At 62.8% G+C, this 12791-nt stretch carries 9 protein-coding genes, 1 tRNA gene and 1 pseudogene; 3 read left to right on the forward strand and 8 right to left on the reverse strand.

Features of this window, described 5'->3' with window-relative positions:
* Positions 1-161 precede the first annotated feature (161 nt).
* The 6 genes from ABZ195_RS26280 to ABZ195_RS26305 form a co-directional block, all read right to left on the reverse strand.
* Positions 162-2465, reverse strand: coding sequence for a N,N-dimethylformamidase beta subunit family domain-containing protein (locus ABZ195_RS26280; protein ID WP_355222833.1), 2304 nt, complete (start codon positions 2463-2465; stop codon positions 162-164).
* On the reverse strand, positions 2462-2860 hold the full coding sequence (locus ABZ195_RS26285; RefSeq protein WP_355222834.1) for a hypothetical protein: 399 nt from the start codon (positions 2858-2860) through the stop codon (positions 2462-2464). Before ABZ195_RS26285 ends, ABZ195_RS26280 begins: the two co-directional genes overlap by 4 nt.
* A 338-nt stretch (positions 2861-3198) precedes the next feature.
* A complete protein-coding gene (locus tag ABZ195_RS26290) occupies positions 3199-4314 on the reverse strand; it encodes an ABC transporter ATP-binding protein (protein WP_355222835.1) in 1116 nt (371 codons plus the stop codon).
* Positions 4311-5138: an ABC transporter permease gene (locus tag ABZ195_RS26295; protein WP_355222836.1), complete on the reverse strand. Its 828-nt coding sequence runs from the start codon at positions 5136-5138 to the stop codon at positions 4311-4313. Before ABZ195_RS26295 ends, ABZ195_RS26290 begins: the two co-directional genes overlap by 4 nt.
* Entirely contained in the window at positions 5135-6010 is an 876-nt protein-coding gene (locus tag ABZ195_RS26300) for an ABC transporter permease (RefSeq protein WP_355222837.1), read from the reverse strand. The genes ABZ195_RS26295 and ABZ195_RS26300 overlap by 4 nt, the downstream gene beginning before the upstream one ends.
* A complete protein-coding gene (locus tag ABZ195_RS26305; protein WP_355222838.1) occupies positions 6007-7002 on the reverse strand; it encodes an extracellular solute-binding protein in 996 nt (331 codons plus the stop codon). Before ABZ195_RS26305 ends, ABZ195_RS26300 begins: the two co-directional genes overlap by 4 nt.
* Positions 7003-7741: 739 nt before the next feature.
* On the opposite strand from ABZ195_RS26305, the pseudogene ABZ195_RS26310 reads away from it, so the two are divergent.
* The 3 genes and pseudogenes from ABZ195_RS26310 to ABZ195_RS26320 form a co-directional block, all read left to right on the forward strand.
* Positions 7742-8047: pseudogene (locus tag ABZ195_RS26310) on the forward strand (GntR family transcriptional regulator); the annotation flags it as partial.
* A gap of 208 nt (positions 8048-8255) precedes the next feature.
* Positions 8256-8402, forward strand: coding sequence for a hypothetical protein (locus ABZ195_RS26315; RefSeq protein WP_355222888.1), 147 nt, complete (start codon positions 8256-8258; stop codon positions 8400-8402).
* A gap of 376 nt (positions 8403-8778) precedes the next feature.
* Positions 8779-8859, forward strand: a tRNA-Tyr gene (locus ABZ195_RS26320).
* Positions 8860-10134: 1275 nt separating this feature from the next.
* Here the strand turns inward: ABZ195_RS26320 and ABZ195_RS26325 are convergent.
* Positions 10135-11259, reverse strand: coding sequence for a PrpF domain-containing protein (locus tag ABZ195_RS26325; protein ID WP_355222839.1), 1125 nt, complete (start codon positions 11257-11259; stop codon positions 10135-10137).
* 118 nt (positions 11260-11377) lie between these two features.
* A complete protein-coding gene (locus ABZ195_RS26330; protein WP_355222840.1) occupies positions 11378-12757 on the reverse strand; it encodes an SLC13 family permease in 1380 nt (459 codons plus the stop codon).
* Positions 12758-12791 lie beyond the last annotated feature (34 nt).

Below are 12791 nucleotides of genomic sequence, written 5' to 3' on the forward strand. Positions count from 1 at the left end.
TCGAAGAATCACGCGATGACCTTCATTCGATCGGCTACGACACGCCGGGGCTCGAGATTCGGCCCGGCTCGTACACCACTCTGCTGGACGCAACCGAGGGCTATGACCGATTGTCATAGCCCTCCCCGTCACCTGCTTGGTGTGTTGATCGACAACCTTGACTACTTCAGTGGCTCGGAGTCCCGGAACCGTCGCAGCACGTTCTCCGTCAATCTGGCGACATTGTTTTCGTACTTGTTGTGCGAAAGGGCCGCAGACCAAGCAATCGACCCCACGGCGAAGAAGCCACCCCCTCCTCGGAGAGCGCCGTAGACGATGTCTGACCGCACGGACGGATGCTCGCTGCCGCCGATCCCCGCAACCATTTCGAAGATCTCCTCGACGACCAATTGATAGGCATCGGTGAATCCTCCCGAGGTGGCCAGCAGGAGCGTGTCAGGGGGAGATCCCAAAGCCGGGTTGTAGAAGTCGACTTCGCATCCGGCGGCGCCGCCGCCGGCAATGCCGAAATCGCCGATCCGCTCAGATTCGCCGATGCCCTCGAAGATGAACTCAGCGCGCGGATCGAAGCTGTCCTCCAACCGCTCGTAGTAGGTCGAATGGTCGAAACCTTGCGAAGACATGCCTACGCCGACCAATCGGTCGGGAGCCTTGCCCTTATCCCGCCATAGCCCCGCTGCTTCTCCGGAATTCGCGTGATGTTGTTCGGCGAAGGGTGTCTGGTGCGGTCGGGTGCCGCCGGACGCACGACGCACCTCAACGACGTGCGAGCTCTCGGGGTCGAAGGATGCGGTGGCGAAGAATCCGTTGCCTCCCAGGTACATCAGACGACCGCCGCCGGCCGTGAAGGCCTCCAGCGCGTCCAGCTCCTTGCGACTGACGTATTCGGGATGGCTGCCGGTGATTACCACGCTGTACTGGTCGAGCAACTCGGAGCCTTCGCGGTCGAGCACTTCGTCAGTGATGGCATCGAACTCGCAACCGATCGTTTCCAACCAGTGGACGAGGAAGAGGTCTGACGCGAGCGTCCACGGTGCGTCGATGGAAAACGGGTAGCAGTAGCGCGGCTGCATCGTGACGATCGGCCGGCGACTGCTGGACAGCACAACGCCGTATCCGTCGTTGTGGGCCTCGTACAAGGAGCGGCCAAACTCCGGGGTTTCTTGCAGCGAAAGGTCTTCAATGTGCACAACCGGAGTGTGGCCGAGCAGGTTCTCCATCGCGTCCGCTTGGAAGGAGACACTGTCGTTCGCGTAGGCGAGGTAGGTTCCGGTCGGGAACAATACCGCCACGTCGCGCCGACGAGACGGGTTCGGGCCCACGAAGAAGGGGACGTGGTGGTCCACGCCATCGACGGTGAGTCGGAATGCGTAGACGCCACTGTCCATCGTCTCGGGCACACTGAAGATCAGCGCAGCTGGCCAGTCGGCGTCGGTGATGTCGTCGTCATGAAACATGATGGCGTCGTACTCGTCCGGCGACTGCCTGAAATCGCGAACGATGCCGTTGTGCCCAGGACCGGTGACAGCACGCACGGGGCTGTTCACACATGTGCCGTGAAGCTCGTTGACGGATTCGTCAACAACGTGGGTCAGCAGTAGACCATCGGGCCTGTCACTGCGGCCAAAGTGCCAACGCGCAACCTGCTCGTGGCCTTCGGAGGTAGCGCGATCTACCGAGAGCGCTCCGATCTTGCCGTTGAAACTCGCCGTCGCGACCCATCGACCTTCGGCAGGCGCCGCCAGAGCGCCGATCCGGAACGCCGAGCTGCTTGGTGAGAAGCTTGCATCCGTATGTGCGCGTACGGACTCCGGTTCGGCGCCGGAGGCCGCGGCGACGTGCAGATCTGTAGGGCTTTTGAGGGGAGTGCACTCGAAGGATATCTCCCCGGCCTGCGTGGGCACTTTCAAGACCAGCTGATACCAGTGGTGATTCTGGAGCTGTCGGTTCATCGCGACGGTCTGAAGAGCCCCGCCTGCGGCGTAGGTAAAGGTTGGCCGACCGTCGTCCAGGCTAAGTGCCCATCCTCGCAAATTCTCGGTATCTAGGTTGCCCATGATCGCCTGCGAAGCTTCAGTCAGCGTATTCGACGCATTGCTGATGTTGTAGGCACCCACCGAGCTCTCTTGGTCACCTCCTCGCAACGTGGGGTAGACGGCAACAGAGATCTCCAGGCCCAGTGGACTGGCCAGAAGTTCACCACGGTCAGGGATCTCGACGAAGGAACCCGGAACGCATCGGTAGTGGGTGCCGGGGTACTGCCCGTCGATGTCGCTCGGCACCAACGTCTCGATGAAGCCTGGGCCCTTCGAGCCTTCCCACCCGTGGTGCAGGCGAACCACGGCGACATCGTAGACATCGCTGTCACGGCAGCTGACGTGCAGGGACAGGGACTCTCCCACGCGTGCCGAGAAGCGATCCGTGTAGCCGTAGATCTTCTGCTGAAGGCTGCTCTTACCGTTCATCGTCCCTCATTTTCGGTCTTGGATGAAGACGTCTTGCGCGTGTGGACACGTTCGAGAAAGTCCCGACGGCGTGCGTGGAACACTGCTCTCGCCGCGTCGTCCACGGAGTCGTATCTGGCGTCCTCGATTGCGAAGTTCCCGGGCGCGCCAAGCGTCACTCGGCCGATCGCCCAGGGGCCATCGGGACCGTACGAGAAGATTAGGTGCTTGCCGACGACCGCATCATTGCGCAGGAAGCGCAGCACTCGATTGGTGACGTCGTCGATGATGTCGGAGGGTCTCTCGTCGTGGTGCTGGACGACCTGGTCAGTGAGCTCGGCGAAAATACGCTGTTCGTAGCGCCGTTCGAAGACCCGCCGAATCTCAGCGAGTCTGTCCGTCGATGTTCGACTCATGTGAGCCTTTCTGTCTTGTCGTGGGCGGTTCAGACCGATTTACGTGCACATGTGGTTGGCGGCGAGACTTTCGGTGGCCTTCTGGTAGAGGGTGCGCCATGGACGAAACGTCCTGTCAGACACGCTCGTTCAGTCGCCTGTGCGACCGATCATCGAAGGCAGTGCGTGATTACGCACTATTCAGGCAACCATTGGCAATGAAGCGTCTGTCGATACACGGACATTTGGCAAGGATTCCGGCGTGATGACGCAACCGCGGGAGACCACTCGCGTCCGGTCGCCGATGGCACCGGTTGCATTCACGACGACTGCCGTGGAGATGCAGGTGATCCCATCCCTCACTGCGTGGGCTCCACGCTGGGAACCAAGTGGACGTCCTTGGCGCACCACTGAACTTGGAGCGCATCTCCAGGTGCGGGAACCAGTGCCGTGTCACCGGCCACCAGTGCGGTCATTTGGGTGCGCCCGTTGTCCACGTCGAACGCCAAGCTCGAACCGGTCCCCAAATACGCAGCCTGCTTGGCGATTCCGTCGACCGCGAGCCATCCATTCGGTACTGGCGTGCCGACTGGCCGCACGTGTAAGGCCTCTGGCCGGAGCACAGCCCGGCAGCGGCTACTGGGAACCTGCAACCTGGTGTCGACCTCGAACTCGGCTCCGATGTCGAGGCGCACCGTGGTGATGCTGCCGGTCTGCTTCACAACGGCGGCGTCCAGTTGGTTCGCGACCCCGACGAAACTTGCGACGAAGGAGGATTCAGGCCGCGCGTACACATCCTGTGGCGTCCCGATCTGCTCGAAGTGACCGTCGCGCATAACTGCGATTCGGTCAGACATCGTCAATGCCTCTTCTTGGTCATGCGTCACGTAGACGAACGTGATCCCCACGTCGCGCTGAATGCTCCGCAGCTCCCATTGCAGTGCCTTTCGCATCTTTAGATCGAGTGCGCCGAGCGGTTCGTCGAGCAACAACACCTTGGGCAAATTGACCAGCGCTCGTGCCAGTGCCACGCGCTGCTGCTGGCCGCCGGACAGTTGGCCAGGTTTGCGCGACATGTGTGATGTCAAGCCCACCCTCTCGAGCTCGGTACCCGCCTGCTTGCGAGCTTCGCGAGGCTTAATACCCTTCCGACGGAGACCATAGGCAACGTTGTCGAGCACACTGAGGTGGGGGAACAACGCGTAGTGCTGGAACACCGTGTTCGTGGGACGACGCTCGGGAGGCACACCAACGACGTTGTTCCCGCCAATGAGAATCTCTCCTGCAGAGGGGGATTCGAAGCCGGCCACCATCCGCAGTGTCGTGGTTTTGCCACATCCCGAAGGGCCAAGCAAGGTGAAGAACTCGCCGCCGTCGATGGTGAGGTCGAGATTCTGCACGACGACGTCATCTCCGTAGCGCATCTGAACGCCGCGAAGTTGCACCTGGCTAGCGTGTGGTTGCGACTCGATCATTTCTCTGACAACTCCGGGCTAATTTTATTTTCGGCGATTCGTCGGCCGGTTTCGGCCACGACGAGGATTACTAGTGATGCGCCCAGGGCTGCCACGGCGACAGCCATCACTTCCGGCAACTGCTGAGGAAACCTGAGCTGACTGAAAAGGTAGACGGGAAAGGTTGGCCGTTCCCCAACGACGAAGGACGCTACGGCGTATTCGTCGAACGAAACAGTGAAGGCAACCAGCAGCGCGGAGAACGTCGCGGGTGCCATGAGAGGCGCGGTGACTTTCCAGAAGGTGATGAACTCGCTGGCCCCCAAATCACGCGAGGCCTCGTGCAGTGCGGCCGGGATCTGTGCCAAACGCGGTTGCAGGATGAGCACGACGAATGGCAACGTCAGGACAACGTGCCCGAGGATCACCGTGGCCAGAGAGCGTTCCACTCCGAGAAGTCGTAGCAGCATCAGCAGCGAGACGCCCAGCACCACATACGGCATGACCAGAGGACTCATGAATAGCGTTGCCAAAGCGCCCTTTCCGCGACTTCCGCCCCACCGTTGGAGACCGAGCACCGCGCTAAGTCCGATGACGACACTCAATACTGCGGTCCACGTGGCGGTGATGACGCTGGCCCAGATTGAGTCCAGAAGCGGCCCATTGGAAAACGCGTCCGCGTACCACCGGGTCGTGGCGTCTGTCAGCGGAAGGGCAGGCACAGCATTGTCGTTGAAGCTGAACACCACCAAAACCGCGATCGGGGCGTACAAGAGGAACACCACGACCCAGAACCAGGACCACAAGGTTCTGCGGCCGCCGCGGCTGCAGGTGACGTCACTCATCGCACCATCCCAACCGAAGCGCCGCCTGAGCGGAGCGAACGGACGAACAACATGGTCGTCAAGGCGACCGCGACAAAGAGGGCTATTGCGAGAACAGACCCTGTCTGCCAGTCGAACCCGGCGCCGAACGCATCGGCAACCGAGTTGCCGTACAGGAATCCGCCCGTCCCGCCCACCAGCGTGGGGGTGACGTACTCGCCGATGACGGGGATGAAGGCGAAGGCGAACCCTGCCACTACGCCGGGGAGCGTCAGCGGCAGCGTGATCGTCCGAAACGTGACCAGTCGCCGCGCCCCCAGATCGGCTGCAGCCTCGAATAGGCGTTGGTCGAGCGAGGTAAGCGAAACGAAGATCGGTAGGACTACGAATGGCAGCCAAACATAGATCAATACGACTGTGACCGCCGTCGTACTGTAGATGAACTGGATGGGCCGACCGTCCGCGTTTATCCCGGTATAGGCCAGAAATGAGTTGAAGACTCCGTTTTCGCTCAGGACGACCTTCCATGCCAGCACTCGAAGGAGGAAGCTGGTCCAAAAGGGCACCATCACCACCAGCAGTAGCGTGAAGCGCCGCCGCCCCGCCAGCATCGCAAGTGCATACGCGACTGGGTAGGCAAGCAAAACGGCAACTACCCCGACGATCAACGCCGTGCGTATCGACTTCCACAGCAACGGGAAGTAGATGGAGCTGTTGAAGAAGGCGCTCCATCCTTCGACGTTGAAGGTGGGGTCGTCCGGGAAGACGCGGATCAGACCGACGCTGTAGAGGGCCAGAAGGATGATTGGAGTGACAAAGAGCAGGATTAGCCAACTCGCGGGGGTAATTAGGAGACCGGCGCGGACCGCGGCGTCTTTCCGGTGGTTGATCACGACGCCTTGACTTCATCCCAGGCCCGGCCGTATTCCGTGCGCTTGGGGCAGTGCCCCATGAAGAAGGCCGCCGGCGGGCTGAAGGGACCCGGCTTGTCCAACCCGAGCTGCGACCGCACGTCAGGCCTCATCGTGCCGTAGTTCACCTTGCGATTTGGGGAGACCATTCCGAGAACATCAAGCTCGTATTGGCCGGAAGGGGCGCTAAGCCATGCGCTTGCAAAGTCGTGGGCGTGGCGCGGATTGCTCGAGCCCGAGGTCAGCATGAATCCGTCGCTCCACGCGAGCCTGCCTTCCTTGGGCTGCATGTATGTGACGTTGGCACCAGCGGCCGCGAGCGCGGTGTACACATACGAATTTCCCGCAGCGACGGCGATGTTGCCCTGCTGTAGATCGGTCTGAACGTCTGTCGGCGACGAGGTGATGTTGCGGACAAGCTTCTTCTTTTCGATCAAGAATTTCTTTGCTGCATCGAGTTCAGCCGCGCTCATGTTTAGCGGGTCCGACACACGCTGGTAAATGCCGGTAATCGTCATCATGTCAACGGGACCGTCGTACCAAGTTATCTGGCCCTTGTATCGATCGTCGAAGATCAGGCTCCACGAATTCTCTGTGGGTTCGACCCGGTCGTTGCGATAAAGCGGTGCGTTGAAGCCGAAGTCGGTAGGGATAGAGACCTGTGCGCCGTCAATCTGGCCGTACTTCAGAAGCTCCGGATCGAGTTGCGAGAAGTTCGCGATCGCGGAAGTGTCCCACGGCTGCACCAACTTTGCGTTTTCGAAATCGAGTGCATAACCCACCGAGGCCTGCACGATATCGGTCCTGAGGCCTGACTGGACCTTCGCAAATGCCTGTGCATCGGAGTCGAGGAACTGGAACGTCGGCGTCTTGCCCGGGTACGCCGCGGCATATTCACCCCATAGCTCCGGTGCCTCGAAGCCACGATAGGTGTAGACGCCGAGGTCACCTGGCTCGTCGGCCGCAGAACCCATCGGAGACGGCGTGGAGTTTGATGTGCTCGAACCACAGGCAGCCAGGATTGGGCCCCCGACGGCCAACAATCCAGCTGTTAGTACACTTCCCCGAAGAAAGTCCTTGCGGCTGAAGGCGTGTTGACGTGACATGTGCGTAGCCCCAATCTGTGCAGAAAATAGTTGAACATCGAGTAGCGGTCTCATCCCCGTATGCGGGTACGAAATTCTCTGTCTCGCTTCGGCTTCGAAGCGGATCCCCAAGTCAGACAGCAGAACTCCGGCTGCCGTCTGACTCAACTGCACTTGTAGCGAGTGCTTTGACCGTCGTGCGCGCGGCGTTGGGAGCGATCAGCGTTGGCGAGGAGCGCGCAAATCCCTGTGCCAGTTCTGCCTGGGTGACCTCAACGTCCCCTTCCTCTCGCCAGGGGAGTACTCCTAGACCCGGTTCGGCACGTGCCGCATCCGACCGCGCGTTCCCGGGCCGGGTGGTTTCGGGGACGTACGGTCAATTGCCCGATGAACAGTGGCCCTTCTGTGTCGGCGACCACAGTCACTCAGTGAAAGTAACCGATGTGGATGGTTCCCGCAACAGATTGATGGACAATCGGTTGACGAACGATTGTCTACGACGCGCACAAAATGCTCACTGGAGTCGCCGCGCTTCCGCTTGGTGGGCGGGAACGCGGGGTCATCACGCGTAGCTTTGGGAGATTCACTTCAATCGTCGCGGGCGTTCACCACTGCGGATGGAGTGCCAGTGAAGGTCGCTGGGATTCATGCCCAGTCTGGAGCTTGCGTCGGGTGGAGCTCGGATTCCGTTGGCCGTGACGCCGCTGCAGTTGAGGGTCCGCGGCCGCGCGGGCGGCGCCTGGCTAGACCGCAATCATTGACCAGTCCCGTAGTCGAACACATTTCGGTAGCAGTGATACGGGGCGAACACCCGCCGAGGACACCCTTGCCCGAGCAGACGCTCGCCGCCGAGTTCGACATCTCACGAGGTACAGCCCGAGGAGCGCTTCGAGCATCATGTGACCGTGGCTTAGTCGAGATTCACCCGCATCGGGGCGCCGTCGTGCAGAGCAACGGACAACAACGAGTCAGCGAGGTCTTCAGTCTCCGGGCGTTACTGGAGTGCTACGCCCTGCGGAACGCGCTCACGGGCGATCTCGCGTGGACGGCTTCGATCTCGGCGACGTCGTCGACGTGCAGTCGCTGCTACTGGACCCCACCCCGTATTCATCACTGCAGCAATCAGATAAGGATTCTTAAATGTGTCCATCGCCACCACCGTCGGACACATGCTCGCCGGCCTCATCGCCGCCATCATTTTCCTCGGCGTGCTGTTCCTGGTCGCGCCGCGCGCGGCGGCCGCCGGTTACGCCGTGCGTGCCTACCTGAGTGTCAAAGGTCGTCCATGACATCGCCTCGGGACTGTTCGTGATCATCCCGATGATCGCCGGGGCCAATGTCATCGTGTTGCCAGGGTGCTGGGAGGTCGAACGGGGACGGCTCTCGAAGACCTTGTCCTCCGGGGACCACTGCCAAGGGCTACGACCTTGCGTTGCTTTGGCCCGTGTCATGTCCGAAACTGAGCGCTGCGAAACGAGACTTGGGGAATCTACGGTCCGCGGTTCGTAGCGGGTGGGTCGGCTCCGAGCCTGGAAAGCGTTCCAGAGGGCGCTTGGACGCTCGGCTCAGTTGTCACGAGGTTGTCACAGCACGCACGAAACGCACCGCTATGGGAGGGCATGTTCTGACATCGTTGCAGCAGGTCGGCGACACCCAGGAGACTGCGGGACACCCGCGGACCAGGCGTTCTACGGACTGTAAATCCGTCGGCTAACGCCTACACAGGTTCGAATCCTGTACCTGCCACACAGCTCAGCCCCCCTTTCGAGGGGGGCTGATTTGTTCGAACGGCCTGGAGCTGCCAGGAATCGTCACGAGTCGGGCGCACGTCGTCGTAGGTCAGCCGAAGCGTCCGGTGCAACGAGGTCTACGAGGCAAGGGCGTAGCCATCGAGGATGGGTGCCGGGAGAGCTCCGTGCGGTGTTGGTTCGACCAAGGTGCTCACGGCCTGGTTCGACGTATCCCGCTGTGGGAGACGGTGAAGCATGCAGCGCCGCTCGATCGGGTGTCGGTGATCTCGAGCTGTTGTTTTCCAGAGAGAACATGGGTGCGTCGAACTCGACGAGCGGCCGACGCTCGGCGTCGGTGCCGCCAATAGAACTGTCCCACAGTCAATTTCATGCTTACGCCACAAGCGTCGATACCCCAAGAAGCTGCACTGGCACAGGTTCACGAGGTGCGGTAGTGGTGACGGAACGACCTCTACATCCATTTTCGTCGAGCTATTCGACGCCAGGAGGCGAAGGGTGATCTGTGGCAGCAAGGCGAATTCGCCTGCGGTGCGGCCGAGGTCAGAGATTGGTGACCAATTAACCAACGACGTTGATCTGGGTTACAGTACTGCGCGAATCGCGTTGCTGCCACAGGAGCACCGCACCGCGAAGGAGGTCAGCTCAGGACCGGGTCGCAGCCGACTACCCACCTGTTCGGAATGGGTTGCCCAGCAGGTCGACCACCGGAGAGCAGGTTGCCGAACTGATTCGGCAGGCCATCATCACGGGTGCGATCGGACGTAGCGCCCCCCCTGCGCGAAGAGGCGATCGCGGCGCAGTTCGAAGTATCCCGCCGGACCGTGCGGGATGCCCTGCGAATCCTGGAGGGATTCGGACTGGTCCGACATCAGCGGCACAAGGGCACCCAGGTGGCCGATTTCGCCGTCGCCGACATCCGCGACCTCTACAACACGCGTCTGGTGCTGGAAACCGCCGCGGCACGACGGTGGTGCACCGCGGACCCGGCGGCCTCCGACCGAGTGGAAGTTCGTCAACTACACCCCGCTGCTCGTCGGCGGTGTGCTGATCCTGCTGTTCATCTGCTGGCACGTGTCGGTGAAGAAGTGGTTCACCGGACCCATCAAGCAGGTGACGACCGTCGCCGAGGAAGTCGACCTCTTCTAGACCGCCCACCCGCTTCGGCGACAGGCCACTGGCCCTTCGTGTTTCGACGCCTGGTCCCCCGGCCGGCGGCATCAATTGCAGGCGAGTGCGCTGGACCGCGTGTAGTAGCGGGGAGGGCGCGGCGTCAGGAACGCGCGGCGGCCACTGCCGTGGTGGCGACGAACAATTCGGCGATGGCGATCCGTCGGGCGGCCCGGTGCAAGGTCGCTGATTCGAGCGTGCCGTCGGCCGCACGCTTCACGTCGACCTGGAGGACCCCGGCCGGCGTGCCCAGCCGCAACAGCGCCGGCGTCACCCCGCGTAGCGCCCGGGCGACCGTCCCCTCGGCGACCGTCGACGCCGCCGCCACGGCGACCGCCGAGGTCAGCCCGATGGCCGGATGCGGCGCCAGCATGGACAGCATCCGCACGGACACGTCGTAGTCGTCGGCACGCACGGTCTCCCCGGCGGTGGTGAGGTAGTCGCGCGGCGCACCGACGATGCCGACCTTGGGGATGGCATGGCTGATGGGGTCGCCCGGCTTCGACAAGCCCATCCGCAGCGAGGCCTCTCGCCGCAGGGACATCAGGAGCGGGACCTGCTCGGCGATGACGGAGTTGTCCTCCGCTCCGGTCAGGCCGAGATCGGCGGCGTCGAACAGCGCGGCGGGGGCGCCGGTGGTCACCATCGTGGCGGCGTGCGACCGACCCGCGGCGCGCACTCGGTCGACGTGATTGCCGGTCGGCAGCACGACACCGCTGGACAGCTCGGTGAAGGTGAGTCCCACGGGCACCCCAAGGGCCGTGGTGCCCGGCACGGGCGCGTTGCCCTCGGTGGGGATGGCGCCGCCGGGTGTGGCGATCTCGGCGGTGAGGACGGCGCCGGTGTTCTGGTTTCGCATCCGCACCGTGGTGACCGCGTCGTCGACGGCGACGAGTCCCGTTTGCAGGGCGTAGAGGCCGATCGCCGTGGCGCAGTTGCCGCAGTTGCTGCCCCACTCCACGCGGCGGTCACCGATCGCGACCTGGGCGAACAAGTAGTCGACGTCGACGTCGGGTGCGGAAGCGCGCCGTACGACGGCGGCCTTGGAGGTGGTCGAACTGCCACCGCCGACCCCGTCGAGCTGCCGGGGATCCCCGGAGCCGAAGGCGGAGATGAGCAGCGGGTCCATGCCGCCGGCCTGTTCGACGAGCGGGTCGACGTCGACGGCGTTGAACAGCCAGCACTTGCTGGTGCCGCCCCGCATCCACGTTGCGCGAAGTGTGAGCATGTCAGGGGAGACCTTTCTGCACGGCGGATGGTGGCGTGTGTCCACTTTGGCCGCGGAGGGGATGAAGGACAATCGCAGATTCTGCGACCGGGGTTAAGTGCTGCTTAAGTCGGGAAGGTCAGAGCACCGTGGGAACGACGACCAGCAGCGCCCAGCACAGGGCCGGCGCGACCGCGACGACGATGCCGGAGTTCAGCAGCAGCTGTCGGTAGAACCGCGGCCGGGCGATGCCCTGGGCGTTGGCCAGCACCAGTGCACCGTTGGTCGAGAACGGCGAGACGTCGACCACGGTGGCCGAGATGGCAAGTGCGGCAACGACTCCGACGATCGGCAGGGCACCGGTGTGCAAGAGGGGCAGGGCCATCGGGATCACGGCGGCCATCAGTGCGGTGGAGGAGGCGAACGCGGAGGTGACGCCGATGACGTAGCAGAGCACCACGGCGACCAGCAGCGGCGCGCCGAGCGTGATGGCCATACCGGCGAGGTGGTCGATCGTGCCGACTTCCTGCAGCACGGAGATGTAGGTGATCATGCCGGAGACGAGCAGCACCGTGGACCAACTGATGCCGGCGATGGCCTCGTTCTGCTTGGACAGGTCGGTGAAGGCCAGGACCGCACCGGCGGCGATCGCGATGAAGCTGATCGGCAGGTGGAAGACCAGCACCAGCACCAGCACGATTCCGATGAGGGCCAGGGTCAGCTTTTGCACGCGGGTCACCGGGGTCGGCGCTGCGTCGAGGAGGACCTCGGTCTGCACGGGCCGGGTCAGCAGCCCGGTCCCGCCCGCGCCACTGCCGCCGCCGGTGGGCGCGTGGTCCTGGGAACCCGCGCCGCCGGTCGCGTTCGGCTCCTCGGTGACGGCCGAACCGGTGGCGCTGAACTCGAGGTTGCGGGTGCGCGCCAGGGCGGCGTACCCGATGACGGTGAGCACCGACAGCAGCAGGTTGACGCCGTAGCTGGCGAAGAAGAGCGTCCACGGGCTGATGCCGAGTCCATTGGATTCGACGATGTCGCACACCAGCACGCCGGATACCGAGATGGGGGAGAACGCGCCGGCGTGCGCGCCGTTGATCGTCATGATGCCCATGACCAATGGGCTCATCTTGGTTCGTGCGGCGAACGACATGGCCGCCGGGGAGATCAGGGCCACCGCGGCGGGGCTGAAGGTTCCGAGCGCAGTCAGTGCCGAGCCGCAGAAGAAGAACACCCACGGAACCAGGGTGACGCGACCGCGGACCGCCCGGATGCACGCGTTGACCAGCAGGTCGATCGTGCCGTTCTTCTTGGCCATGCCGAAGAAGTACGTGACGCCGATGATGGTCAGCACGATCGAGCTGGGAAATGCGGAAAGGATCTCCTTGTCGTCGTATCCAAGCATGAAGGCGCCGACGGCGAACGCGCCGATGAAGCCGAGGATCCCGACGTTGATTGGAAAGAAGGTGGCGATGACGAACATCGCCACCAACGCGATCAGGGGTAGTACTTCAACAGAGGTCATGCGGTGCTCTCAGTTCTAAGACGGAGGCGCATAC

The organism is Mycobacterium sp. NPDC006124 (assembly GCF_040614235.1).
GTDB lineage: Bacteria > Actinomycetota > Actinomycetes > Mycobacteriales > Mycobacteriaceae > Mycobacterium.

Excerpts from the sequence above, each read along its gene's own strand:
- ABZ195_RS26280 (WP_355222833.1), bottom strand. The coding sequence starts at position 2,465 with ATGAACGGTAAGAGCAGCCTTCAGCAGAAGATCTACGGCTACACGGAT.
- ABZ195_RS26285 (WP_355222834.1), bottom strand. The coding sequence starts at position 2,860 with ATGAGTCGAACATCGACGGACAGACTCGCTGAGATTCGGCGGGTCTTC.
- ABZ195_RS26290 (WP_355222835.1), bottom strand. The coding sequence starts at position 4,314 with ATGATCGAGTCGCAACCACACGCTAGCCAGGTGCAACTTCGCGGCGTT.
- ABZ195_RS26295 (WP_355222836.1), bottom strand. The coding sequence starts at position 5,138 with ATGAGTGACGTCACCTGCAGCCGCGGCGGCCGCAGAACCTTGTGGTCC.
- ABZ195_RS26305 (WP_355222838.1), bottom strand. The coding sequence starts at position 7,002 with ATGGGTTCTGCGGCCGACGAGCCAGGTGACCTCGGCGTCTACACCTAT.
- ABZ195_RS26325 (WP_355222839.1), bottom strand. The coding sequence starts at position 11,259 with ATGCTCACACTTCGCGCAACGTGGATGCGGGGCGGCACCAGCAAGTGC.
- ABZ195_RS26330 (WP_355222840.1), bottom strand. The coding sequence starts at position 12,757 with ATGACCTCTGTTGAAGTACTACCCCTGATCGCGTTGGTGGCGATGTTC.